Source organism: Peterkaempfera bronchialis, from assembly GCF_003258605.2.
Taxonomy (GTDB): domain Bacteria; phylum Actinomycetota; class Actinomycetes; order Streptomycetales; family Streptomycetaceae; genus Peterkaempfera; species Peterkaempfera bronchialis.
In genome coordinates this window covers 2,837,800-2,862,554 of record NZ_CP031264.1, presented here as the reverse complement: position 1 = coordinate 2,862,554, position 24,755 = coordinate 2,837,800, and the positions used below count along the sequence as shown (strand labels likewise).

General features: G+C 74.7%; 21 protein-coding genes. 12 read left to right on the top strand and 9 right to left on the bottom strand.

The features are described from left to right. The first annotated feature begins 21 nt into the window (after positions 1-21). Complete coding sequence (locus C7M71_RS12545; RefSeq protein ID WP_162824228.1) at positions 22-1,104, top strand: TolB-like translocation protein; 1,083 nt, start codon at positions 22-24, stop codon at positions 1,102-1,104. 150 nt (positions 1,105-1,254) lie between these two features. Here the strand turns inward: C7M71_RS12545 and C7M71_RS12540 are convergent, their stop codons facing one another. The 3 genes from C7M71_RS12540 to C7M71_RS12530 all read right to left on the bottom strand — a co-directional run bounded on the left by C7M71_RS12540 (position 1,255) and on the right by C7M71_RS12530 (position 5,071). Beyond that, positions 1,255-2,460, bottom strand: a complete 1,206-nt coding sequence (locus tag C7M71_RS12540) for a S8 family peptidase (RefSeq protein WP_111492410.1) — start codon at positions 2,458-2,460, stop codon at positions 1,255-1,257. Between the two features lie 242 nt (positions 2,461-2,702). Next, the gene (gene serC, locus C7M71_RS12535) at positions 2,703-3,821 is read right to left on the bottom strand and encodes a phosphoserine transaminase (RefSeq protein WP_111492409.1); all 1,119 of its coding nucleotides are present in this window, start codon (positions 3,819-3,821) and stop codon (positions 2,703-2,705) included. Positions 3,822-3,967: 146 nt separating this feature from the next. Then, positions 3,968-5,071 (bottom strand): citrate synthase 2, encoded by a 1,104-nt coding sequence (locus tag C7M71_RS12530; protein ID WP_111492408.1) that lies wholly within the window; start codon positions 5,069-5,071, stop codon positions 3,968-3,970. Positions 5,072-5,571: 500 nt separating this feature from the next. On the opposite strand from C7M71_RS12530, the gene pdxH reads away from it, so the two are divergent. Next, a complete protein-coding gene (pdxH, locus tag C7M71_RS12525) occupies positions 5,572-6,204 on the top strand; it encodes a pyridoxamine 5'-phosphate oxidase (protein ID WP_111492411.1) in 633 nt (210 codons plus the stop codon). Positions 6,205-6,554: 350 nt separating this feature from the next. Here the strand turns inward: pdxH and C7M71_RS12520 are convergent, their stop codons facing one another. Next, complete coding sequence (locus C7M71_RS12520) at positions 6,555-7,460, bottom strand: DUF4231 domain-containing protein (RefSeq protein WP_111492407.1); 906 nt, start codon at positions 7,458-7,460, stop codon at positions 6,555-6,557. A gap of 167 nt (positions 7,461-7,627) precedes the next feature. Between C7M71_RS12520 and C7M71_RS12515 the strand changes: the two genes are divergently transcribed. Then, positions 7,628-9,052 carry a PAS domain-containing protein gene (locus C7M71_RS12515; RefSeq protein ID WP_111492406.1) on the top strand — a complete coding sequence of 475 codons (1,425 nt, stop codon included), beginning with the start codon at positions 7,628-7,630 and terminating at the stop codon, positions 9,050-9,052. Between the two features lie 668 nt (positions 9,053-9,720). On the opposite strand, the gene C7M71_RS12510 is transcribed toward C7M71_RS12515, so the two are convergent. Then, entirely contained in the window at positions 9,721-10,470 is a 750-nt protein-coding gene (locus C7M71_RS12510; protein ID WP_111492405.1) for a sugar isomerase domain-containing protein, read from the bottom strand. Positions 10,471-10,633: 163 nt separating this feature from the next. Here C7M71_RS12510 and C7M71_RS12505 point away from each other — a divergent pair, with 163 nt between their 5' ends. Further along, on the top strand, positions 10,634-11,326 hold the full coding sequence (locus tag C7M71_RS12505; RefSeq protein ID WP_111492404.1) for a metal-dependent transcriptional regulator: 693 nt from the start codon (positions 10,634-10,636) through the stop codon (positions 11,324-11,326). A gap of 517 nt (positions 11,327-11,843) precedes the next feature. Here C7M71_RS12505 and C7M71_RS12500 read toward each other — a convergent pair. Continuing rightward, complete coding sequence (locus tag C7M71_RS12500) at positions 11,844-12,542, bottom strand: bifunctional DNA primase/polymerase (RefSeq protein ID WP_111492403.1); 699 nt, start codon at positions 12,540-12,542, stop codon at positions 11,844-11,846. Positions 12,543-13,040: 498 nt separating this feature from the next. Between C7M71_RS12500 and C7M71_RS12495 the strand changes: the two genes are divergently transcribed. From C7M71_RS12495 to C7M71_RS12485, 3 genes are all read left to right on the top strand, one after another. Beyond that, complete coding sequence (locus C7M71_RS12495) at positions 13,041-14,423, top strand: transcriptional regulator (protein WP_111492402.1); 1,383 nt, start codon at positions 13,041-13,043, stop codon at positions 14,421-14,423. 149 nt (positions 14,424-14,572) lie between these two features. After that, the gene (locus C7M71_RS12490) at positions 14,573-15,700 is read left to right on the top strand and encodes a hypothetical protein (protein ID WP_114914341.1); all 1,128 of its coding nucleotides are present in this window, start codon (positions 14,573-14,575) and stop codon (positions 15,698-15,700) included. A 447-nt stretch (positions 15,701-16,147) separates the two neighbouring features. Next, entirely contained in the window at positions 16,148-17,020 is an 873-nt protein-coding gene (locus C7M71_RS12485) for a uroporphyrinogen-III synthase (RefSeq protein ID WP_111491787.1), read from the top strand. Between the two features lie 18 nt (positions 17,021-17,038). On the opposite strand, the gene C7M71_RS12480 is transcribed toward C7M71_RS12485, so the two are convergent. Beyond that, the gene (locus C7M71_RS12480; protein ID WP_111491788.1) at positions 17,039-18,343 is read right to left on the bottom strand and encodes an ABC transporter substrate-binding protein; all 1,305 of its coding nucleotides are present in this window, start codon (positions 18,341-18,343) and stop codon (positions 17,039-17,041) included. Positions 18,344-18,616: 273 nt separating this feature from the next. Between C7M71_RS12480 and C7M71_RS12475 the strand changes: the two genes are divergently transcribed. Next, positions 18,617-19,063, top strand: a complete 447-nt coding sequence (locus C7M71_RS12475; protein ID WP_111491799.1) for an SCO4402 family protein — start codon at positions 18,617-18,619, stop codon at positions 19,061-19,063. Positions 19,064-19,184: 121 nt separating this feature from the next. Continuing rightward, positions 19,185-20,075: a formyltetrahydrofolate deformylase gene (purU, locus tag C7M71_RS12470; RefSeq protein ID WP_111491789.1), complete on the top strand. Its 891-nt coding sequence runs from the start codon at positions 19,185-19,187 to the stop codon at positions 20,073-20,075. 37 nt (positions 20,076-20,112) lie between these two features. Here purU and C7M71_RS12465 read toward each other — a convergent pair whose 3' ends face one another. Both C7M71_RS12465 and C7M71_RS12460 read right to left on the bottom strand, forming a co-directional pair. Further along, a complete protein-coding gene (locus tag C7M71_RS12465) occupies positions 20,113-21,279 on the bottom strand; it encodes a maleylpyruvate isomerase N-terminal domain-containing protein (RefSeq protein WP_111491790.1) in 1,167 nt (388 codons plus the stop codon). Next, entirely contained in the window at positions 21,276-21,836 is a 561-nt protein-coding gene (locus C7M71_RS12460) for a sigma-70 family RNA polymerase sigma factor (protein WP_111491791.1), read from the bottom strand. Before C7M71_RS12460 ends, C7M71_RS12465 begins: the two co-directional genes overlap by 4 nt. A 508-nt stretch (positions 21,837-22,344) precedes the next feature. On the opposite strand from C7M71_RS12460, the gene C7M71_RS12455 reads away from it, so the two are divergent. The 3 genes from C7M71_RS12455 (at position 22,345) to C7M71_RS12445 (ending at position 24,601) form a co-directional block, all read left to right on the top strand. Continuing rightward, on the top strand, positions 22,345-22,773 hold the full coding sequence (locus C7M71_RS12455) for an STAS domain-containing protein (RefSeq protein ID WP_111491792.1): 429 nt from the start codon (positions 22,345-22,347) through the stop codon (positions 22,771-22,773). A gap of 293 nt (positions 22,774-23,066) precedes the next feature. Then, entirely contained in the window at positions 23,067-23,516 is a 450-nt protein-coding gene (locus C7M71_RS12450) for an ATP-binding protein (protein WP_111491793.1), read from the top strand. Continuing rightward, complete coding sequence (locus C7M71_RS12445) at positions 23,450-24,601, top strand: GDSL-type esterase/lipase family protein (protein ID WP_162824227.1); 1,152 nt, start codon at positions 23,450-23,452, stop codon at positions 24,599-24,601. Before C7M71_RS12450 ends, C7M71_RS12445 begins: the two co-directional genes overlap by 67 nt. Positions 24,602-24,755: the final 154 nt, after the last annotated feature.

Here is a 24,755-nt window from a genome sequence, read left to right as displayed (position 1 = left end):
CCGCCGTGCGAGGCTTGGGGCATGGCTGATGGGCGCAGGGTGGGGCGGCTCGGGGTGGGGCGGCAGAAGGCGACGCAGGTCGCCGTGGTGGTGACGGCGGCGGCGGTGCTGGTGGCGGGGGCGGCGGCCGGTCCGGCTGTGGCGGCGGAGAGCCGGGGGACCCTCTTCACCTTCCAGGACGACCGGATCGACGAGTCCAGCGGACTGGCGGCGAGCACCCTGCACCCCGGGGTCGTCTGGACCCACAACGACAGCGGCGACAGCGGCCGGGTCTTCGCCGTGGACGAGAAGACCGGGCGCACCCTGGCGACGGTGACCCTCGCCGGGATCGACCCGCGCGACACCGAGGCGATCTCGATCGGCCCGGACGAGCGGGGCAGGCCCACCGTCTTCCTCGGCGACATCGGCGACAACCTGGGCGGCACCTGGCCCGAGGTGTGGATCTACCGCTTCACCGAGCCGACCGGGAAGCTGCACGACATGACCGTCCCGGTGACCCGGTTCACCGTGCGGTACGAGGACGGTCCGCGCGACGCCGAGGCGCTGATGGTGCACCCCCGGACGGGCCGGGTGTACATCGCCAGCAAGCAGCGCAGCGGCGGCCACCTCTACGCGGGGCCGGAGCGGCTCTCGGCGTCGGGGGTCAATGTCTTCCGCCGGATCGCCGACGTCCCGGCCACGGTGACCGACGGGGCGTTCTCCCCGGACGGCGGGCGGCTGGTGCTGCGCGGCTACTTCTCGGCGACCGCCTACCGCTGGAAGGGCGGCGCACCGCACCGGATCGGCCCGGTGAATGTGCCGCTCCAGTACCAGGGCGAGTCGGTGACCTTCACCCCGGACGGCCGGGCGCTGCTGTACGGGAGCGAGGGCCGCAACTCGTCGGTGTGGCGGGAGCCGCTGACCGGTGAGGCGCTGCCGGACTCCGCGCGGACCGCCTCGGCCAAGCCGTCGTCGGCCGCTCCCTCCGCAGGCCCGTCCACCGCAGGTGCGCCGGGGGCGGCGGCCGGGTCCTCCGGCGGGCTGTCGGGCCGGTCGCTGCTGGGGCTGGCGGCTGTGGGGGTGGCGGCGCTGGCCGTGGCCCGGCTGCGGCGCGGGCGCCGCTGACGACCGGAGCCGCTGACGACCGGAGCCGCCGACCGACCGGAGCCGCTGACGACCGGAGCCGCCGACCGACCGGAGCCGCCGACCGACCGGAGCCGCCGAGCGGCGGGGACCGCTGAGGCGGGCGGCCCTGCTCCGCCCGCCTCAGCGGGGTCATCCGGTGATCTGGAGCAGCAGGTTGGGACTGCCGCTGCCCACCTCGGAGAGCTTGCCGCCCGCCGCCGCCCGGGTCAGGGCGCCCGCCACCTCGGCGGGACCGGCCCCGGTGTGCGTGGCCAGGTACAGGGCGGCCGCCCCGGCGACATGGGGTGCGGCCATCGAGGTGCCCGAGAGGGTGCGGGTGGCGGTGTCATCGGTCGGCCAGTCCGAGGTGATCCCGCTTCCCGGGGCGAAGAGGTCCACCACCGGGCCGTAGTCGGAGTAGTCGGCGCGGGCGTCGCTGCGGGTCGTGGCGCCCACGGTGAGCGCCTCCGGCACCCGGGCCGGTGAGGAGCCGGAGGCGTCGGCGCCGTCGTTGCCCGCCGCGACCGCGTAGGTGATCCCGGCGGCGATGGAGTTGCGCAGCGCGGCGTCGAGTTCGGCGCTGGCCTCGCCGCCCAGGCTCAGATTGGCCACGGCGGGCCGCCGGGCATGGGCGGTGACCCAGTCGATGCCCGCGATGGCGTCCGAGATGGTGCCGGCGCCGGTGTCGTCGAGCACCCGTACGGCGACGATCGCGGCCTTCTTGGCGACGCCGTACGCGGTCCCGGCCAGGGTCCCGGCGACATGGGTGCCGTGGCCGTTGCCGTCCTCGGCGGTGGCGTCGCCGTCCACGAAGTCATGGCCGTAGGAGGCGCGGCCGCCGAAGTCGCGGTGGCTGATCCGGACGCCGGTGTCCAGGACATAGGCGGTGACGCCCGCGCCGGCCGAGTCCGGGTAGTGGTAGACGGAGTCCAGCGGCAGGCTCGGCTGGTCGATCCGGTCCAGGCCCCAGGACGGCGGGGCGGTCTGGGCGGCGCTGATGCGGACCACGCCGTCCGGGTGCACGGCGCGCACCGCCGGGTCGGCGGCCAGCCGCTGGGCCTGGGCGCTGCCGAGTCGTATGGAGAACCCGTTGAGCGCGGCGCCGTAGACATGGCCGACCGTGCCCCCGTACCGGTCCACCAGGTCCCGGCTGGCCCGGGCGGCGGCCTGGCTGCCCACCGAGGCGTCGGACTGGAGCTCCGCTCTGAGGGTGACGATCCAACTGCCCGCCGCCCGGAGGGCGGCCGGTTCGGCCGTCCTGGCGGCGGCGGGCGGGGCGGCGGGCAGCGCCGAGGCGAGGGCCAGGGCGGCGGCAGCGGCGGCCAGGGCGCGGGGGAGGAGGCGCAACACTGCCATGGGCGGGGTCTCCGTCTCGGGTGCCGTGGCGGGCGGGGCAGCCGCGCCGACGGGGAGACACCTCGCCCCGGAACGCCCGGATATGGTCCGGCCGAGCGGAAAGCCACCGGTCGGCCTACAGCGCGGGACCCGGACGGCCCACGCCGTCACGCGCCCTCGCCCTCCCGGCCGGAGATGCGGCGAGGCCGCGACCACTGCGGGAATGCCCGCAGGTCACGGCCTCGCCGGTGTGCCTGGAACAGTCAGAGCTTCTCGACCACATGGTCGATGCAGGCGGTCAGTGCCTCCACATCGGCCGGGTCCACCGCCGGGAACATGGCCACCCGCAGCTGGTTGCGGCCCAGCTTGCGGTAGGGCTCGGTGTCCACGATGCCGTTGGCGCGCAGCACCTTGGCGACGGCGGCGGCGTCCACGCTGTCGGCGAAGTCGATGGTGCCGACCACCTGGGAGCGCTGCGCCGGCTCGGCGACGAACGGGTTGGCGTACGGGGACTTCTCGGCCCAGGTGTACAGGCGCGAGGAGGAGTCCGCCGTGCGGGAGACCGCCCAGTCCAGCCCGCCCTGCCCGTTGATCCAGTCCAGCTGGTCGGCGAGCAGGAAGAGGGTGGCGAGCGCCGGGGTGTTGTAGGTCTGGTCCTTCGACGAGTTGTCGATCGCGGTCGGCAGGTCGAAGAAGGTCGGGATGTAGCGGCCGGAGCCGGCGATCTCGGCGGCGCGCTCCAGGGCGGCCGGGGAGAAGACGCCGATCCAGAGGCCGCCGTCGGCCGCGAAGCACTTCTGCGGCGCGAAGTAGTAGACGTCGGCCTCGGTGATGTCGACCGGCAGGCCGCCGGCGCCGGAGGTGGCGTCCACCAGGACCAGCGCGCCCTCGTCGGCGCCCGCGACCCGGCGGATCGGCATCGCGACACCGGTGGAGGTCTCGTTGTGGGTGAGCGCATAGGCGTCCACACCGGCCTCGGCGACCGGCAGCGGGTGGGTGCCCGGGTCGGACTTGACGACGCTCGGGTCGGCGAGCCACGGCGCGGCCTTGGCGGCGGCGGCGAACTTGGAGGAGAACTCGCCGAAGTTCAGGTGCTGGGACTTCTCCCGGACCAGGCCGAAGGCGGCGATGTCCCAGAAGGCGGTGGAGCCGCCGTTGCCCAGGACCACCTGGTAGCCCTCGGGGAGGGAGAACAGGCTGCTCACACCGTCGCGCACGCGGCGGACCAGGTTCTTGACCGGGGCCTGGCGGTGCGAGGTGCCCAGCAGGGAGGTCCCGGTGGCGGCGAGGGCGCTCAGCGCCTCGGGCCGCACTTTGGACGGGCCGGAGCCGAAGCGGCCGTCGGAGGGCTTGATGTCAGCGGGGATCTGGATCTGAGCCACGGTCGCAGCCTAACGGGCGGCGGCCCGGATACGCGGTCTCCGTCCATCGGCTGAGACGTGTCGTAGGGGGTGTCGTACGGGCGCGGGCCCGGCACCTCATCGGAGGGCCGGGCCCGCGCCGCACAGGGCCTCTCGGCCGGTGTGGCTCAGTGGCGGACGATGTCGCCGTAGCCGTCGACCTCGCGGGGGTCGCGGGTACCCGGGCCGACATAGCGGGCGGAGGGGCGCACCAGGCGGCCGGTGCGCTTCTGCTCCAGGATGTGCGCCGACCAGCCGGCGGTGCGCGCACAGGTGAACATCGAGGTGAACATGTGCGCCGGCACCTCGGCGAAGTCCAGCATGATCGCGGCCCAGAACTCCACATTGGTGGCCAGCACCCGGTCGGGGCGCCGGTTGTGCAGCTCCTCCAGCGCGGCGGCCTCCAGCGCCTCGGCGACCTCGTAGCGGGGAGCGCCCAGCTCCTTGGCGGTGCGGCGGAGCACCCGGGCGCGCGGGTCCTCGGCGCGGTAGACGCGGTGGCCGAAGCCCATCAGGCGCTCGCCCTTGTCCAGGGCGTTCTTGACGTACCCGACGGCGTCGCCGGTGCGCTCGATCTCCTCGATCATGCCCAGCACCCGGGAGGGGGCGCCGCCGTGCAGCGGGCCGGACATGGCGCCCACCGCGCCGGACAGCGCGGCGGCCACATCGGCGCCGGTGGAGGCGATGACGCGGGCGGTGAAGGTGGAGGCGTTCATGCCGTGCTCGGCGGCGGAGGTCCAGTAGGCGTCGACCGCCTTGACGTGCTTGGGGTCGGGCTCGCCGCGCCAGCGGATCATAAACCGCTCGACGATGGTCTCGGCCTTGTCGATCTCGCGCTGCGGGACCATCGGCAGGCCCTGGCCGCGCGCCGACTGGGCGACGTACGAGAGGGCCATCACCGCGGCGCGGGCGAGGTCGTCGCGGGCCTGCTCGGCGTCGATGTCGAGAAGCGGTTTGAGGCCCCAGACCGGGGCGAGCATGGCGAGCGCGGACTGCACGTCGACCCGGATGTCACCGGAGTGGACCGGGATCGGGAACGGCTCGGCCGGCGGCAGGCCGGGGTTGAACTTGCCGTCCACCAGCAGGCCCCAGACGTGCCCGAAGGAGACGTTGCCGACCAGGTCCTCGATGTCGACGCCTCGGTAGCGGAGGGAGCCGCCCTCCTTGTCGGGTTCGGCGATCTCGGTCTCGAACGCGACGACACCTTCGAGTCCGGGTACGAAGTCGGACATCAGGCGGCTCCTCTTGATGTGATCGACCTGTCGGCTTGGTACGCCTGTGGTCTGGCTGGGGTGGCAGTGCTCTGCTTCTGCGGGGTGATGCGCAGCGTACGCGTGGATGGCACGCAGTGCCAGATTTGCAGGCACCGGGTGCATCGCGCCATGCGCCGCCGTGGTCGATGCCCCCGGACGGGGACGTCGTCACCCCGGCGGGGCAGCGGGCGCCGCGCCGTCGCCGACGCGTCGGTGGCGAGGCCCCCCGCGCCCCGCCACCATCTCTCTCGACGTCGAGATTCCCCGGGTGGCGGCCGGATTCACCCCCGCCGGGAGTGAGCTACGGCACAGCCGCAGGCCGGGGCCCGCGCCACCGGCGGCGGCCGGTACTGGATGATGTGGACGTGCATCTCCCGGAACGCGCCCGCTCCGCGCCCCGCCGTACGCCCCCCGCCGAACCGCCGGCCTCGCCCCCCGCGCCCGGCGCGGCGGCGCTGCCCGCGTCCGACCCGGCGTCGATGCGCCGCCAGTACAGCGCCGCCGGACTCGCCGAGCATGAACTCGCCCACGACCCGATGGCCCAGTTCGGCCGCTGGTTCGCCGAGGCCGAGGCGGCCGGCATCCATGAGCCCAACGCCATGGTGCTCTCCACCGCCGACGCGGACGGCCGACCCAGCGCCCGCACCGTGCTGCTCAAGGGCTTCGACGGCCGGGGGTTCGTCTTCTACACCAACTACGGCTCCCGCAAGGGCGGCGAACTGGCGGCCAACCCGCACGCCGCGCTGCTCTTCCCCTGGCATCCGATCGCCCGCCAGGTGATCGTCACCGGCAGCGTCGAACGGGTCGGCCGTGACGAGACCGCCGGGTACTTCCGCACCCGCCCGCACGGGTCCCAGCTGGGCGCCTGGGCCAGCGAGCAGTCCCGGGTGATCGCCTCCCGGCAGGTCCTGGAGCAGCGCTACGCGGAACTGGCCGACCGCTACCCGGAGGGCGAGGGCGTGCCCGTGCCGCCGTTCTGGGGCGGCTTCCGGCTGCACCCGGAGGCGATGGAGTTCTGGCAGGGCCGCCAGAACCGCCTCCATGACCGCCTCCGCTACCGCGCCGACCCTGCCTCCCCCACCGGCTGGACGGTCGAACGGCTCTGCCCCTAGCAGGACGGCAGCGGGGCCGCCGGAAACGCAGACAACCCGCGGGCTGCTCCCGGAGGTAGGCGCTCACGCCTGCCACCAGGCACCGGGGGACGATCCCGGTGGGCCCGCGGGTCGGGTGTCTGCTGTGGATTTGCCCGCCGCCCTACTCGGCAACCGGGCGGGGCGGCTAGGAAGCAGCCACCTCACGCGTCCTGGGAGTACTCAACCCTGGATCACCTCCTTTCGGTGTGCGGCCACGATAGGCACGCCCCTCCCTGGGAGGCAACGGGGTTTTTCCGGGAACTTTTCGCCCGCCGCAGCCCGCCGTCCGCCCACCGCAGACCTGCCGCAGACCTGCGGCAGCCCGGGTGTCAGCCCCGCACCTCGCGCCGCGCCTGCCAGGTGGTGTGCTCCCGGGAGACCGCGTCCTCGGCGTCCCGGGCCAGCCGCGACCACTGCTCCTCCGCGTCCGGCGCGCTGAGGTCCATGGCGGCCAGCTGGACCCGGACCAGCTCCAGCTCATCGGCGGCCAGCCGGTAGGCGGCGGCCAGCGGCCGGTACTGGCGCAGCTGCGACCAGGCCGTCGCGGAGGCGGCCAGCGCCGCGACCGCGCCCAGGACGTCATAGCTGAAGTCGCCCTGGATGCGGGGCACCGCCAGCACCACGCCGAGCAGCGGCAGCGCCACCGACAGGCAGCCGGTGACCCGCGCCGCCCGGTCGCAGGCACGCGCCCTGGCGACATACCAGTCGTGCTGGTTCCGCACCCGCTCCCGCAGATAGACGTCCCGCCGCACGGCCAGCGGCGCGTCGCGCAGCCGCCGCATCGCCTCGGTGACATCCGTCCCGGCCCCCGGCGGCACCGCCCGGCTGCGCCGGAAGACGGCCAGTACGCCGGTGAGCTGGAGCCGGTACAGCGACTCGGCGTCCCCCGGGACGGTGGGCGGCGGCGTCTGCGCGTCCGCCCGCACGGCGTACTTCCACACCAGGGTCTTCACCGACTCGGCGACGGCCCGGCCCTCGTACCAGAGGCCCTGCGGATTGTGCAGATTGGCCAGCCCCGAGGCGCACATCGCCAGGAAGAACAGCACCGCCGACAGCGCCGCGATCCAGGGCTCGTCGGCGGAGCCCGCCACGGCGGCGGCGGTCAGCAGGATCAGCTGGAAGCGCGACATGGTGACGGTCCTGCGCTGCCCCTGGAGGGAGGCGCCGTCCGCCGCCCAGAACAGCTCCGGAAGCAGCTCCTGCTCCTGCACCGCGCGCCGCGACTCCGCCGCCATGGAACCCAACCCCCCAGTCGTCGGCCCTCCGCCCGGCCAGTATGAAGGCGGGGGTGGCGACCGCACAGCACACGTACGGGTCGATTTGGACCGGGGATTCGTGGAATCGGGTGTACGGCGGGTTTTCCGCAGGTTGAATGGGCGTGCGTGTGGGGGAGGTGGGCAGCATGACCGCACAGCGACCGACGGCAGCAGGACCGACGGGGCCCGGATCGCGGCTCCGCAAGGTCGGCGCCGCGCCGCCGCCCGAGGCCGGGCCGCTGCCGGACCGTGGACTGCTGACCGCCCTCATGGAGGCGATGGAGGTCGGGCTCTGCGCCATGGCCGCCGACGGCTCCGTCACCCACTGGAACCGCGAGGCGGAGCGGCTGCTCGGCTGGCCCGAGGCGGAGGCGGTCGGGCGGCCCGGTCTGGCCGGCTGGGCGGTCCGCGAGGCCGACGCCGACGCGGTCGCCGCGCTGCTGCGGGACGCCGCCGCCGAGGGCAGGCACCGGGTGCAGGAGTTTGCGCTGCTCACCCGGGACGGCCGCCGGGTGCTGGTCCGCGCCCAGGTCAGCGCGGTGGCCGCCGGTGCGGCGCCGGACGGCCAGGACGGCCAGGGCCGCGAGGACGGCGAGGGCGGCGAGGGTGGCCTCTACTTCGCCTTCTCCGAGGCCCGCGCCCAGGTCGACCTGGAACGGTCGCTCGGCCTCTCCGAAGCACTCTTCGACGAGGCGCCGCTGGCCGTGGTGCTGGTCGACGCCGACCTGCGGCCGGCCGCCGTCGGCGCCTCCGCGTCCCGCGCCCTGGGCGTCGACCGCGGCTCCCTGCTCGGCCACCCGCTGGGCGAGGTGCTGCGCGACGGCGTGGAGGAGCTGGAATCGGCCCTCCAACACGTCCTGGCCACCGGGGAGCCACTCGGCTCGGTCAAGCTCTGGGCCACCCTGCGCGACGACGAGGAGCGCCGCCGCCGCTGCTGGCGCAGCCAGTTCGTCCGGCTGGGCTCGCCACTCGGCGACGAACCGGTGCCGCTCGGCGTGGCCTGGCTCTTCGAGGACGTCACCGAGCGCGAGCAGGCCGAGCAGGAGGGCACGGTGCTGCGCTTCCGCGCCACCCAGCTCCGCCGGGCCGGTCTGGCCGCCGCCGAGTGCGAGGACCCGATGGAGGGCGCGGTCGGCTACCTGGACTTCGTACTCGCCGGATTCGCCGACCACGCCTACCTTGATCTGGCGGTGGACGGCGAGGTCGGCGGCCTGGTGCGGGCCGCCGCCTCGCCGCTCGGTACGGTCGCCCAGGACCCCGGCCCGGAGCCGTCCGGCATCCCCGTCCGCTACGCCGAGCTGCACCCGGCACTGCGGGCCCTGGAGCGCGGCGGCACGGTCTGCGTCACCGGCGGCGGGGACGCCGCCTGGGCGGTCGACCGCCGCTGGCCGTCCGCCACCGTGCACGGGCTCTGCACACCGCTGCGCAGCCGCGGCCGGACGGTCGGGGTGCTGACCTTTCTGCGCGGCCCGGGGCGCCGCCGCTTCGACCGCTCGGACCTCGCATACGCGGAGGACATCGCCTCCCGAGTCGCCGCCGCCGTAGACCTGGCCGGCCGCCACACCCCCTGACCAGCCCCGCCGGGCCTCTCGCTGACCGGCCCTCCTGACCGGCCCCGCCGGGTGGCCCGTCGGGCGGCCCCCTGACCGGTCTCCCTGACCGGCTCCGCCGGGCGGCCCGCTGGGCGACCCCGTGGGGCCTTCCTGACCGGCCCCCTAACCGGCCCTCCTGACCGGCCCCGCCGGGTGGCCCGTCGGGCGGCCCCCTGACCGGTCTCCCTGACCGGGGCTCCGCCGGGCGGCCCGCTGGGCGACCCCGTGACTGGCCCCTTGACTAATCCCCTGGGCGGCCTCCTGATGGGGCCTCTTGACCGGCTCCCCTGACCGGCCCCGCCGGGCACTCTCGCTGGGCGGCCTTCCTGACCGGCCCCCTAACCGGCCCTCCTGACCGGCCCCGCCGGGTGGCCCGTCGGGCGGCCCCCTGACCGGTCTCCCTGACCGGGGCTCCGCCGGGCGGCCCGCTGGGCGACCCCGTGACTGGCCCCTTGACTAATCCCCTGGGCGGCCTCCTGATGGGGCCTCTTGACCGGCTCCCCTGACCGGCCCCGCCGGGCACTCTCGCTGGGCGGCCCCGTGACCGGCCCCCTAACCGGCCCTCCTGACCGGCCCCGCCGGGCACTCTCGCTGGGCGGCCCCGTGACTGGCCCTGCCGGGCGGCCCTCCGGGGACGGGCCAGGGTGTCAGAAGGTGTAGAAGACCCGGTCGGCCTGCTCGGCGAGGATGCGGGCGTTCCACTCGGTGCCGCCGTCGACGTTGCCGGAGCGGAAGAGCGGCGGGGTGACGCCCCGGTCGGTCAGCTTGCCGACGGCCACCGCGACCACCGCCTGGATCAGCGCCGAGGCGACCAGGGTGGAGACCGGGCCGAAGGTGGTGGGGGCGCCCTCCACGGCCAGCTCGCCGTCGCCGACCGCGATCTTGGTGTCCAGCACGATGTCGCAGTGGTCCTTGAGATACGTCCCCGAGGGGTGCCGGGAGGAGACCGCCTCCGGGTACGCCAGCGAGGTCAGCCCGATCACGGTGAGCCCGCGCTCCCGGGCGTGCGCCGCGAGTTCCACCGGCATCATGTTCCGGCCGGAGAGGGAGATCACGAAGAGCAGGTCGCCGCTGACGGCCGGGGAGGCGTCCAGGGTGGCGGTGGCCAGTCCGGAGACCCGCTCCAGGGCGCTGCTGAGCGGCGCGGGCATCACATCCACCCCGGTGACGCCGGGGACGGCCAGCAGATTCATCGGCACCAGGCCGCCGGCCCGGTAGACCACGTCCTGGGCGGGCAGCGAGGAGTGCCCGGCGCCGAAGGCGAAGACCCGGCGGCCGTCCGCCACGACCTCGGCCAGCGCCTCGGCGGCGCGCTCGACGTTGCCGCCTTCCTCGTCGCGGGCCCTCTGGAGCAGGGAGACGGCGGCGTCGAAGTACTGCCCGGCCAGGTCGGTCATGCGCTGCCCGCTCTCTCGTCTCTGCCTCGCGGATTGGTCTGGACCGCAGGCGCCATGGCGAGCACGGTGAAGCCTTTCGGGGCCCGCTGTCAACCGTGGCGCCCCTATGTCGTACCGATAGGCCAGAATTGGAGGAGGAATTCGAGGAACGGAGCCGGCGGCCGTGAGCGGACTGATCGACACGACGGAGATGTACCTCCGGACCATCCTGGAGCTGGAGGAGGAGGGCGTCGTCCCGATGCGGGCCCGCATCGCCGAGCGCCTGGAGCAGAGCGGCCCCACGGTCAGCCAGACCGTGGCCCGCATGGAGCGCGACGGCCTGCTGCAAGTGGCGGGGGACCGGCACCTTGAGCTGACGGAGGAGGGGCGCAGGCTGGCGGTCCGGGTGATGCGCAAGCATCGGCTGGCCGAGTGTCTGCTGGTGGACGTCATCGGTCTGGAGTGGGAGCAGGTGCACGCCGAGGCCTGTCGCTGGGAGCATGTGATGAGCGAGGCGGTGGAGCGGCGGGTGCTGGAGATGCTGGGCCACCCCACCGAGTCGCCGTACGGCAACCCGATCCCGGGCCTGGCGGAGCTGGGCGATGCCCCGGCGGCGGACGAGGGCTTCGATGCCGGGCTGATCACCCTGGATGCGCTGGCTCCCGGCGCCGACGGGAAGAATGTGGTGGTTCGCCGGATCGGCGAGCCGATCCAGACCGACGCCCAGCTGATGCAGACGCTCCGCCGGGCCGGGGTTCAGCCCGGCGCGGTGGTGCATGTCACCGAGTCCCCCGGCGGGGTGTTGGTGGGCAGCGGCGGCGAGGCCGCCGAGCTGGACAAGGACATCGCCTCGCACGTCTTCGTCGGCAGGGCCTGACCCGCCTCCGTCCCGGCCTCGGCCGGGGCGGACGCGGGCCCCGCAGCGGAGGGCCCCGGCGCTCCCCGTGCGCCGAAGCCCTCCGCTCCCCAGCCGTCTCCCGGAACCCCGAGCGCACCGGGCGACGACCCCTCCCCGACCCTTTCCCCTCCTGCTTCCCCTCCTGTTTTCCCTCCCCTTGTTCCCCGCCCTGCCTCTCCCCGAGGCACCGTCCCTCCCCGACCCTTTCTCCCTTTCCGAGACCCGCGCCGGCTTCCCCTTCCGGACCGGGTCTCCGCCTTCTCCGACCCCTTTCTCTCCCTTTACTTCGGTTTTCTTCTGGTTCGTCCTTTCTTGGTCCCTCCCGACCGGATTCATCCCCTCGGCTGTTCCGGCCAATCCTTGAGCCCTGTCCCCCGTCCGAGGGGCTTTCGCCGCCTCCGAACGGGTAAGTCCGATCCTTATCGGCACCTTGACGCGCGCCGGACACCGCCGAGGGCCCCGTCTCCGGCGGGAGACGGGGCCCTGGGGGTGAGGGTCAGGAGGCCGCGACCGGGGAGGCGGCCGACGGCGGCGCCTCGCGACCGCAGGCGTACGCCAGCGGGTCGATCAGCTCGGACGCCTCCGGCAGCCAGCGGTTGGCCTCGGACGGCGGCCGGGCCCACTGCACGAAGCCATAGGTGCCCACCCGGGACGGCGGCGCCACGATCCAGTCGCCGTCGCCGTGCGCCACCAGATCGAGGCGGCCCGGCGCCCAGCCGAGCCGGCGCAGCAGCTCGGGCAGCTTCGGCAGCACCCCGGGCAGTACCAGGAAGAGCAGCCGCCGACCGCGCCCCCCGGTGGCCGGCATCGCCACCACCGGGCCCAACTGCACACCGGTCCGCTCCATCCGGGCCAGCGCCAGGCACCCGGCCGTCTCCGGTACGTCGAGCACATCGAAGGTCCGCCCGGTGGGGAGCAGCACCGACGCCTGCGGGTGGTCCGTCCACCAGCGCCGCACCGCGCCGGGAGCGGCGCTGGCCCGCCCCTGCCAGTCCGGTGCCGCAGGGTGCGCACCCGGTGCGGAGCAGGTCCGGCCGCCGCAGGAGCAGCGGGCCCGCCCGTCCTGCTCGATCAGCCACGTCCCGGGGGAGACCTCCCAGTGGCGGTCCTCGGCGTATCGGACGGCTTCCGCGAGCAGGTCGCGTACGGAGGCGGCGCCGCGCCCCTGCGCGGCCGCTCCCAGGGTCTCTTCCACGTGCTGCTCAACTACGCCCGGGCGCGGGGGTTACGGCTTTGCTGCGGCTTGCCCGAGCCTTGCCCGGAGCGTGGTGGGCGCGGGTGCGCCGGATGCGCCGGGTGCTTCGGGTGAGCCGGGCGCGGGTGCGCCCGGGGGCGGGGTCGCTGACGGTCACTCGTGACGGTGATGGGTCCGGGCGGCGCCGGGGGAGCGGGTTGCGGGAGGGAGTCGCAGGTCAGGGCGGCGCGCGGCGGGGCGCATGGGTGCACCCCCCGGGGCGCGTGGGGAGTCGGGCGGTCTGTGGTGGGTACACCGGGTGTGACGCAGGTCGCTAAGCTGACGTCAGGTGCCTGCGTCAATTGTCCGGAATATGGCGGCACGAGGCCCGGGTTCGGGCCTCTGTGCCGTCACCTTGCGAGGCGGGCCGGAGCGCAGGACCAGGGCAGGGTCCGGCGGTGCCGGGACAGCACAGGTCGCCCACCGGGGAGAGCCGGGGGCGTTGGGGAGGCGAAGGCCATGGCCGCCAGACCGCTCATCGCACGACAGCCCAACGAACGGCTGCAGTCCCTGATCCAGGAGGCGGGCTGCTCCAACGCGGGCCTGGCCCGCCGGGTCAATCTCTGCGGCGCCGAGCACGGGTTCGATCTGAGGTACGACAAGACATCGGTAGCCCGCTGGCTGCGCGGTCAGCAGCCGCGCGGACAGGCTCCGGCGGTGATCGCCGAGGCGCTGGGCCGCAAGCTCGGCCGGGCAGTCAGCATCGACGAGATCGGCATGGCCGACGGCAAGAACCTCTCCAGCGGGATCGGGTTGCAGTTCGCGCCGACCCTCGCCGCAGCGGTGGAGCAGGCGTGCGAGCTGTGGCGCAGCGACGTGGGCCGCCGCGACTTCCTCAACGGCGCCTCGGTGGCCGCCTCCGCGCTGGTGGAGCCCAGCCGCGACTGGCTGATCACCCCGCCCGACCACGCCGTGGCGCGGGCCGGCGGCCCACGGGTGGGGCCGTCGGACGTGGCCGCCGTGCGGGCGGCCACCGCCATGCTGGTCGACCTGGACCACCGCTTCGGCAGCGGGCATGTGCGCCCGCTGGTGGTGCACTACCTCAACAGCGTGGTCTCCGGGCTGCTGTCCGGGTCGTATCGGGAGGAGACCGGGCGGCGGCTCTTCGCGGCCGTGGCGCGGCTCACCGAGCTGGCCGGGTACATGGCCGTGGACACCGGCCACCCGGGCCTGGCGCAGCGGTACTACATCCAGGCGCTGCGGCTGGCGCAGGCGGCGGGGGACCGGGGCTACGGCGGATATGTGCTGGCCGCCTCGATGAGCCACCTCGCCGCGGCGCTCGGCAACCCCCGGGAGATCGCCCAGCTGGCGAGGGCCGCCCAGGAGGGTGCGCGGGGCGCTGCCACGGCCACCGCGATGGCCATGTTCTACGCGGCCGAGGCGCGCGGGCACGCCCTGCTGGGCGACGACCGGGCCTGCCGGCTGGTCGCGGCCAGGGCGGTGGACGCCATGGAGCACAGCCGGCCGGACGAGGACCCGGACTGGATCGCGCACTTCGACGAGGCGTACCTGGCCGACGAGTTGGCGCACTGTCACCGCGACCTGGAGCAGGCCCGGCCGGCCGAGCGGCAGGCCCGGACGGCGCTGGAGCACCACCCGGAGAGCCGGGTGCGGCGGCGGGCGGTGGACCTGGTGCTGCTGGCCACCGCGCACCTCCAGCAGCGGGAGGTGGAGCAGGCGTGCGACACCGGCGCGCAGGCCGTGGAACTGCTCTCCGGTCTGCGTTCGCAGCGGGGCGAGGAGTACCTGGAGGACTTCCGGCGGCGGCTGGAGCCGTTCCGGGAGCAGCGGGCGGTGCGGGAGTTCCATGAACGCGCCGGGATGGAGGCGGCGGCTGCGTGACGGAGCGGCCGTCATCCGGCTGGAACCTACGGGCGCGTAGTCACCCGTTGAGGTGAACGGGTAGCGTGGGGCGACGTTCTGAAGAGGTGGACCGTGGGGGCCAGGCCGCCTGTTGCAGCCCGGCATCCGCGCACAGTTGAGGAATCGCGTTGAACCAGCGCCGCCCGAACTCCCGAGAACTCAATCCCGAGGACCTGTTCCGGCCCGAGCCCGACCCGTCGCCGTACCAGCAGTCCGGCGGCGGCTACGGGTACCCGGGCCCCGGCGGCGGTCCGCAGGACGGCTCCTGGGGAGCGCCCGCGCAGCCCGGCGGGCCGGACGGGTCGGCGGCGCACTACCCGCCGCCGTACCCGGAGGCCGCGCCCGCCCCCGGCGGGCAGGACGCCGCCGCCACCCAGTACCTCCCGCCGTATCCGACGACCCCCGCCCCGGGCGGGCCGGACCAGGCGGCGGCGACGCAGTACCTGCCGCCGTACCCGCCCGGCGACCCGGCGGCCATGCAGCAGCAGCCGCCCGGCTTCGGGGCGGCTCCGTCCCAGCCGCCCGCGCCCGTGCCGCCGTACGGGGGCCGGCAGCTGCGGGACGAGCCTGAGCAGCGGTCCTCGCGCCGCAGCAGCAGACCGTCCGCCAAGGCGATTGCCGGGGTGGTGGTCGGCGCCTGCGCACTGGTCGGCATCCTCGGCGGCGCCCTGTTCAGCGGCGGCGGGGACGGCGACAAGACCCCGGCGGCGGCCTCCACGCCCGCCACCGGGGCCACCGGCTCCCAGCAGCCGGAGTCCGGCGCCCCGGCCGCACCCCCCGCCGCCTCGGACCGGGTCGACCCGGAGATGAAGGCCCAGGCACAGGCCCTGGCCGGGCTGATGGGCACGGCCTCCAACAGCCGGGGCTCGGTCGTCGCGGCGGTCGGCGCGATCCGGGGTTGCCAGGACCTGGGCAATGCCCGGCAGAAGCTGGTGGAGGCGGCCGGCCAGCGGCGGCAGCTGGTCACCAACCTGGAGGGGCTGAAGGTCGACAAGCTGCCCGACGGCGCCCGGCTCGCCGACCGGCTGCGGGCCGCCTGGCAGGCGTCGGCAAAGGCCGACGAGGAGTACGCGGCCTGGGCGGGGGACTCGGGCAAGTCGTGCCGCCGACACCACCGGCCCGCCAACGGGGGCCATCTGTCGGGCGGCGACGCCGCCAGCGGTGTGGCCACGGCCGCCAAGAAGCAGGCGTCCGACCTGTGGAACCCCATCGCCCGCCGCACCGGCCTGCCCACCCGCTCCTACAGCGACCTCTGACACCCCGGTCGGCCCGGCCCCACCGCCCGTCCCGCGTGGGGTCCCGGGGGGTCTGGGCCGTGCCGGGTCGGTTCGTGTGCGGGGGCGGGTGGGTGTCGGGTTCAGGGGGTCCGCCTCGGTCCGTCCCGCTTGGCCCGCGCGGGGTCCGGGGGTCTGGGCCGTGTCGGGTCGGTTTGTGTGGGGCCTGCGGGGTGTGTCGCCCGGGTCTGGCTCTGCCCTGTCCGGCCCGTCGTTGGGTTTTGGGGGCTGGTTCGCCTCGGGCCGTCCGTGCTTGGCCCGCGTGGGATCCACGGTGGGTGGGCTGTGTCGGGTCGGTTTGTGTGGGGCCTGCGGGGTGTGTCGCCCGGGTCTGGACCGGCCCCGTTCGGCCTGGGCGGGGGCGGGCGTGGTGCTGGTGTGGTCGGTGCCCGTTCGATGAGCCCGGTAGGGCTTTGGCATGCTGGGCCCATGGCTGAGCCGACCCGCTTCACCGACGACCCCGCCCCGCATGTGGCGCCCGCCGAGGGGCCGCTGGCCGGGCGGACCGTGGCCGTGACCGCAGACCGGCGGCGTGAGGACCTGGTGGGGCTGCTGCGCCGCCGGGGCGCCCGGGTGGTGGAGGCGCCGACCATGTCCACCCAACCGCTGGAGGACGACGAGGAGCTGCGGGCCGCCGTCGACGCCTGTGTCGCCGCCCCGCCCGACTATGTGGCCGTCACCACCGGTGTGGGCTTCCGGGGCTGGCTGGCCGCCGCCGAGGCGTGGGGCCGGGGCGGGGAGCTGTCCGCCGCGCTGGCCCGGGCGGCCGTGGTGTGCCGGGGCCCCAAGGCGACCGGTGCGGTGCGCGGCTGCGGGCTGCGCGAGGTGTACTCGGCGCCCACCGAGTCCAATGACGACCTGCTCGGTTGGCTGCTGGCGCAGGACCTGGCGGGCCGCCGGGTGGCCGTACAGGAGCATGGGGCGCCCATGCCGGAGTTCACCGCCGCGCTGCGCGCCGCCGGGGCCGAGGTGCTGCCGGTGCCGGTGTACCGCTGGGGGCCGCCGGCCGATCCGGGGCCGGCCCGGGGACTGGTGGCGGCGGTGGCGGCGGGCGAGGTGGACGCGGTGGCGTTCACCAGCCAGCCCGCCGTGGAGGGGCTGTTCGCGCAGGCCCGGGAGTTGGGCCGGTACGAGGAGCTGGTGGCGGCGCTGCGGGACGGCCGGGTGCTCGCGGCGGCGATCGGCGTGGTCTGCGCCCGGCCGCTGGACGCCGCCGGGGTGCCCTCGGTGTACCCCGAGCGGGGCCGGTTGAGCGCCCTGGTGCGGACCCTGGAGGAGGAGCTGCCCGCCCGCCGTAGCTGAGCCGGGCACGAGAGGGCGTCAGGGGATGGCGCCGGTGAGCACCCACCGTACGTCGGTGAACCCGCGCTGCTGGTCGGTGAACTGCCCGTCGCGCACGGCCTGGAAGGTCACCGAGGTGTTGACCAGGCGCGGGGTGTCGACGCTCGCCAGCAGGTCGCTCAGCCGCCAGCTGAGCGGCGGGGTGGCGCCGCCGGTGTCCAGGGGCCCCTGGGTGTCCAGGGCCTCGATCAGCTTGCGGGAGCCGATCTCCGGGCCCAGCCGCTTCGCCGTCTCCAGGAAGACCCGGTAGGCGACCCAGGTGGTCTGCACTCCCGGGTCCGAGGGGTCGATGCCGGTGTCGCCGACGGCATAGCGGCGGGCGGTGTCCCGCAGGCCGTCCCAGACCTTGGACGACTCGGCCGGGTACCAGCTGGCCGCGTAGGCGTCGCCGAGCGGGCCGCTGCTGCCGCCGGTGGCGTCGACCACCGACTGCTGGAAGCTGCCGATCACCGAGGAGAGCCGGGTGTGGGCGGGCTTCCGCCTGCGGTAGGCGTCGACGAAGGTCTGGGTGGGGTCGGCGGCCAGGGCGGCGGTGACGCAGTGGTGGGGCTGGTCCGTGCCGATGGCCTGCTCGGCGGCGGGAGCGTAGTCGGTGGACTGCTCGGGTGCCCGGATATCGGTGGGCCTGATCCCGGCCGGGGCGAGTGCCCGGGCCAGGTAGCCGATCATCACATCGCCGGCGCGGGTGTCCGGCCGGACCACGGCGACGCTGCGGCAGCCCTCGGCGATCAGCTGCCGTCCGCTGCCGGCCAGCAGGGCGGGCGTGCCGCCGTTGACCGGGTAGGAGTTGGGGCTCTTGAACTCGGCGGCGGAGAGGCCGTAGCCGCCGATGTAGGGGATGCCCTCGTTCTGGAGGACGGGGAAGATGCTGTCGCCGTACTGGCTGGAGGAGCCGACCACGGCGACCGCGCCCGCGTCCACGGCCTGCCGGGTGCAGGCGTCGGCGCCCGCGGCGGTGTCGTGCTCGTTGCAGGTGATGACGTTCAGCCGGTGGCCGGAGAGGCCGCCCTCGGCGTTCACCCGGCGGCCGATGGCCTCGGCGAGGGCGGTCATGCCGGGCCGGTCGGCGCCGCCGGTGCCGATCGGGGCCCAGGTCATCACGGTGATGCCGCCGGAGGTGGCGGCGTCGGCCGGGCCGCCGCAGCCGGTGGCGGAGAGTGCGGCGGGCAGGGTGAGTACGGCGGCGGCGAGCGCTCTGGCCGACGGCAGACGGCCGAGGGCGGTACCGGACCGCCTGCCGCCGAACCTGCCGAACCTGGCGCCGGACTGTCCGAGCCGCCTCATAGGTCGTGCCCCTCCCCTGAGAGCCGTGGTGCGCGTCGTACCGGATGGCCAGCGTGGTCGGCGCGGCACACGGCGGGAGGGACGCCGGGGGAACGGTCGGGTGCCGGGACGTGAACACCGGGTGGGGGCGGGCGAGGGGGTGGCATGCGCCCGGCGCAGGGGGCGCTCGACCCTGCGGGGGGTGCCGGAATGTCGCCCTCGCGAAGAACGTACTATCGGATTCCTATGCCGGTCTCCTCGAACTCTTTCCGCGCACGGCACCGCTCCACCACCATGGGCGGCATGCCGCTGAACGACATGCCGTGGTGGCGCTGGAGGGCCCGGGTCCGCTCCGCGCTGCACATGCTCTCCGACCCCGCCTTCCAGCAGGAGTGCTGGGTGGCCGGGCGCGCGGGGTTCGGAGATGTGACCGACGCCGTCTACCGGCTGGTCGAGGACACCTGGTTGGACCGCTGGTCCGCCGAGAAGTACGTGGGCACCATCTTCCGGGACTCGGGCGAGGCCGCCCTGGTGGATGTGGCGGTGCTGCGGGTGCTGCGCATCCTGCACCAGGTGGGCGCCGACGCCCCGGCGACCGCGTACCTGGCGCACCACGCCTGGCCGGAGGCGGTCCGGGCGGCCCGCGAGGCCCATCAGCGGCTGGCCGAGAACGACGGCGAGGACCCGGACGCGCCGCCCCGCTCGCTGGAGGTCCTGGCGATCCTCACCCGTACGGCCTGAGCCGCCCCGCCCCGCCCGTCCGCAGTGCGGGCAGCGCCGGGGCAGCGCCCCGGTCTGTGTCACGCTTGGTCTCCGAGGGGCCCCGGGGCCCGGCAGCGGCGAGGAGAGGGCGGCGACGACCGTGGCAGAGCAGAAAGACGCGGCAGCGGGCACGGCCGGCGGTCGGCGCCAGTACGTCCTCACCCTGTCCTGCCCCGACAAGCAGGGCATCGTGCACGCCGTGTCCAGCTACCTCTTCATGACCGGCTGCAACATCGTCGACAGCCAGCAGTTCGGCGACCAGGACACCGACCTCTTCTTCATGCGGGTGCACTTCTCCGCGGAGGACCCGGTCACCGTGGAGAAGCTGCGGGCCAGCTTCGCCGCCATCGGCGCCTCCTTCCACATGGACTGGCGGATCCACCCGACCGACGAGAAGATGCGCGTGCTGCTGATGGTCAGCAGGTTCGGCCACTGCCTCAACGACCTGCTCTTCCGCACCAGCATCGGCGCCCTGCCGGTGGAGATCGCGGCCGTGGTCTCCAACCACACCGACTTCGAGGGCCTGGCCGACTCCTACAACGTGCCGTTCCACCACATCCCGGTCACCCGGGACACCAAGGCGGACGGGGAGGCCCGGCTGCTGGAGCTGGTGGAGAAGGAGCGGGTCGACCTGGTGGTGCTGGCCCGCTATATGCAGGTGCTCTCCGACGATCTGTGCAAGGCGCTGTCCGGCCGGATCATCAACATCCACCACTCCTTCCTGCCGAGCTTCAAGGGCGCCAAGCCGTACCACCAGGCGCACGTCCGAGGCGTCAAGCTGATCGGGGCCACCGCCCACTACGTCACCGCCGACCTGGACGAGGGCCCGATCATCGAGCAGGAGGTCGAGCGGGTCACCCATGACGTCACTCCGGACCAGCTGGTCGCCATCGGCCGGGATGTGGAGTGCCAGGCGCTGGCCCGTGCGGTGAAGTGGCACAGCGAGCACCGCGTGCTGCTGAACGGCACCCGTACGGTGGTCTTCACCTGACGTTCTCCGACGTCCGCTGGCGCCGCCTGACGCCGCCTCAGGGCCGGGAGAGCAGCGGGGCGGCGTGCAGCATCTCCCGGACGGCGGCGGAGTCGCCGTGCTGGCCGACGGCCATCCGGTCGGGGTCGCGGTGGGCGGCGGCGAGATAGCAGAACTCCAGGCCGTCGACGGCCAGCGAGGCCACCGGTTCGCTGTCCGGCGGCGGTCCGGCGTCCGCCGGGGGCTCGGCGGCCCCGAGCGGGATCAGCCACTCGCCGGCGGCGGGCCCCTCGATCACCAGCTTGACCACCCGGGGCCGCCCGTTCGCGGCCTCGGCCCCGGCCTCGGCCCCGCCGTGCGGCCCGCCGCGCAGCCCGTCGAGGGCGGCGGGCAGCATCCGGGCGGCCAGGTCGATCATCTGCCGCAGATGCCGGGCGGACGGCGGCTCATACGGGTAGTCCACCGCGCGGGCCACGTCGTCGGCGTGGATCCAGCACTCGAAGGCGCGGTCCACGAAGGCGTCCCGGGCCGGGATGCGGACGTCGCCGTAGTCCACCGCCACCCCGCCGCCGTCCGGTCCGGCCAGTGCGGCGGCCCGGACCAGGGCCCGGGTCTGCTCGCGCCACAGGGCGCGGACCGCCTCCGGGGCCCGTCGGCCGTGGGCGCTGATCAGCCGTTCGGTGCGGTCGCTGACGGCTGCCCACGGCCGGTCCGGCTCCGGCTCCGGCTCTGGCGCCGCGTCTCCGCCGGGGACCAGGTCGTCCATCCCGTACGCCCGGCCGACGAAGCCGTCCACGGCGGCCAGATGGCAGAGCACCTCGGCGGGGAGCCACCACTCCGTCCCGCCGTGCCAGGGGACCTCGGCCCGCTCCAGCCACTCCGAGGGGCCGAGGTCGCGCAGCAGCGCGTCCAGCTTGGCGGTCTCCGCCGCGTACGGCGAGGCCCAGCCGGGCACCCGGACATCCGGGACGCGGCGGCCGAGGCACCCCTCCAGGACCTGGCTGCGCAGCTCGGGCACCGGGTCGAGGGGTTCGTCGGCGGAGAGCCAGCCGGCGGCGTCGCGCAGCCGGGCGGCCTCGGTCGCACAGGGGGCGCACCCGGTGAGGTGGTCCTCCAGCAGGGCGGTCTCGTCGGGTGGGCAGGCGTCCAGCGCCCAGGCTCCGAGCAGCCCGCGCACCGCCTCGTGTTCGTCGGGCGGCAGCGGGGCGGCGGCTGGGGCGGTCACCGTCCGTGCTCCGTGGCGAGGGCGGTGGCGAGCAGTTGCAGTCCGAGCCGCATCCGGTGCTTGGCGGTGGCCTCCGGTATCCCCAGCTCGCGGGCGGCCTGCCGGTAGGTGCGTCCGCCGAAGTAGGTCAGGGTGAGCGTCTCGCGCAGCGCGTGCGGCAGCGAGGTGACGATGTACTGGACCCGGGCGGCGGTGGCGGCGGCCAGCACCTCCTCCTCCAGACCGGCCGACTGGGCCGGGAGCGCGGAGGCTTCGCCGTCGTCGGCCAGACCGGTGTGGCGGCGCAGCCGCTCCACGGCGCGGCGGTGGGTGAGGGTGCCGATCCAGGAGCGCATGGTGCCCCGCTCGGGGTTGTACGCCTCGGGGTGCTCCCAGACCTGGGCGAAGACCTCGCGGGTGATCTGCTCGGCGGCTTCCTGGCTGTCCAGTATGCGGTTGGCGAGGCCGTGCACCAGCGGGGAGAACTGGTCGTACAGCTCGCCCAGGGCGGCCTCCTCGCCGCAGGCGAGGCGCTGCTGGATCTGGCGGTCCCAGCGGATGGGGGTGGGGGTAGCCATGCGCACCGCCCTTCCTGCGCACCGCCGGACCCGGGCCGATCTCCCCCTGGGGGTCCGACGTACCGTCCTGACGCTCCGTCCGCCCCGGGGGAAAGGCGTGCGCTGCGCTCGGATACGTCTCAAGGTATCCGGGTGGCGAGGTCTGTTGCGCGGGATTGCGCCAAGAGCAGAGGGAGATCGGAGTCGACAGGTTGACGTGGCGACAGATCCACTGGGGAGGCGTGCCCGAGACGACGCGCGCCGGGGTCGGTGCTTCCGCGCGCCTCTTCCGCAACCGGCGCCGCTCGGTCCCGCTCCGGTCCGGCTCCGGTCCGGTTCCGGTCCGGTTCCGGTCCGGCCGCAGGGGTGACAGAAGGAGCGAAAGCTGATGATTCATCCGCAACGTTACGACTGCGTGACCACGGCACCCTGTCCAACCGTCGCAAAGACCGCATAGGGTCGTCGGCGGCCGGAGCGCTGCCCGGGAACCGCTCGGACTGCCTGCTCGGCACGGAAGGGACAGGGGCCCGTGGTGCTGGCAGTGACCTCGGAGCAGCGCAGCGGCTGGACGGTGCTGCGCGTGGCGGGCGAGATCGACCTCGTGTCCGGGGCCACCGTGCGCCTGCGCATCCACGAGGCGGTGGCCGACGGCCGCCGCAGGCTGGTGCTGGACCTCTCCGAGGTGCACTTCTGCGACTCCAGCGGGGTGGGCGTGCTGATCGCCGCGCGCCGGCTGATGCGCTCCTGCGCCGGTGAACTGCGGCTGGTGATCCCCGACCGGTACGAGGACGGCCGGGAGAGCCGGGTGCAGCGGGTCTTCAATGCGCTGGGCGTACGCCGGCTCTTCGACATCCACCCGGACGCGGCCTCGGCGGTGGCCTTGGCGGACCCGGCGGACGAGGCCGGGACCGGCGGCCCGGGCGGCGCCGAGGACGGCCCGGTCCCGCTCTCCGCCTGAGGGGCGCGCACCGCCGTCCGGCGGCATTCGACCCGCCGCTGGACATATGTAGCAAGGGTGGTTCCCGCCGTGGCCGCGCCGTTGTCCCTGGCGGTCGTCGGAGGTTTCGTTACGCTCCCTCAGGTGTGTGCGGGCCGGGCCCCGGAGACGGTGGCGGGGCAGTATGCACCGTCCCGTGCCACGGTCGCTGGAATATGCCCGAAGCGCTTGCTGTCCGCTCCTCCGGCCGATCATTCTGGGGCGAACCGTGCCGAGGAGAGCGTTTCGGCCCGCGACTACGGGTGGTGTGAGCGGTGCAGGTGCTTCAGTTGCAGATGGCGGTGCAGCCGGATCCGGCGGAGGTCGGCCGCGCCCGGGCCTGGGCACGCACCCGTCTGCGCGGCTGCGGGTACGACCCGGACGCACCGCTCTCCGAGACCCTGGTCCTGGTCGTCTCCGAACTGGTCACCAACGCTGTGGTGCACACCGGCTGCCCCGCCGTGCTGCGGCTGGTCTTCCCGCTCGACGTCGAAGCGGAGACCCCCGCCGTGCGGGTCGAGGTCGCCGACGCCAGCGACACCCCGCCGCAGCGCCGCTGCGCGGAGGGCGATGCGGTGGGCGGCCGGGGCCTGGAGCTGGTGGACTGCCTCTGCGACCGATGGGGTTGGTATCCCGACGGATCGGGGAAGCGTGTCTGGTGCGAGATCGACCGGGAGCGGCCGCCGACGGCGGCCAGCGCGGGTGTCCAGGCCATGGCGGTCTGACCGGCCGCGCTGCGCGCGCGGACGGAGTGCTGCCCGACGGCGTCACCGCCGTCGACGGCGCGATCGACCTGGAGTACGGCGACGGCTGGGTGCAGCCCTGGCGGCTGCCCCACGCCGACCTGGACCTCCACCACCCGCTGCTGGCCGTCGCCGCCATGGGCCCCAGCGGCGTACGGCTGCGCTGCACCACCGGCTCCCGCCACCTGGCCCTGCACATCCAGCCGGTGGCGCTGCCCGGCTCCCCGCCCGCCGAGGACCCTCCGCCCTACGCCCTGGTGCTGGACGGCGAGCCGGTCCGCGAGGTGGCCGCCCCCACGGTGGCGCTCACCGACGCCATGGTCGACCTGCCGGACCTCCCGGCGGGCGAGAAGCAGGTCGAGATCTGGCTGCCGGTGCTGCCCGGGGTACGCATCCGCGCCCTGCGGGCCGTGGACGGCCGCCCGCTGCGGCCGCCCGCCCCCGACCGGCGGCCCCGCTGGACCGTGTACGGCAGCAGCATCACCCAGGGCCATCGGGTCGCCGCCACCGCCTGCTGGCCGGCGGTGGCCGCCCGGCTGCTCGGCCTGCGGCCCACCAACCTCGGCTATGGCGGCGGCTGCCTGCTGGAACCGCTGGTCGCCCGGGTGGTGGCGGCCCGGCCCGCCGACCGCATCACCCTGGAGGTCGGCATCAATGTCCACAACTCGGCCGCGCTGCGCGCCCGTACGCTGGCACCCGCGCTGCACGGCTTCCTGGCCGCGATCCGGGACCGGCAGCCGGAGGTGCCGGTCACCGTGGTCTCCCCGGTGTACGGCGGGGAGCTGCGCGAGACCACGCCGGACAGCTGGTATGAGGGGCCCGACGGCGTGCGCCGGCGGGTGAGCGGCGATATGACGCTCCCTCGGATCCGGGAGGTGCTGGCCGAGGCGGTGGCGGTCCGCAGACGGCGCGGCGATGCCCGGCTGACGTATCTGGACGGGCGTGAACTGTTCGCCGCCGAGGATGCCGCCGCCGGTCTGATGCCCGATGGGCTGCACCCCGACGCCGCAGGTCAGCGGCTGATGGGTGAGCGCTGGGCGGCGTACGCGGGCGCGCTGCGACCGTAGCGTTCCGGCCATTGCTGGGGGTCAGGACGACCGAAACCCACCGCAACCCTTCCGAGTTTCCGACAAGCCATTGACGGCGCGTGTATGGCTGATCACCCTTGGGTGCAGCGGTCCGTTGCGAGGGGACGTCGAGGCGGCTCCCGGTGCAGGTCAC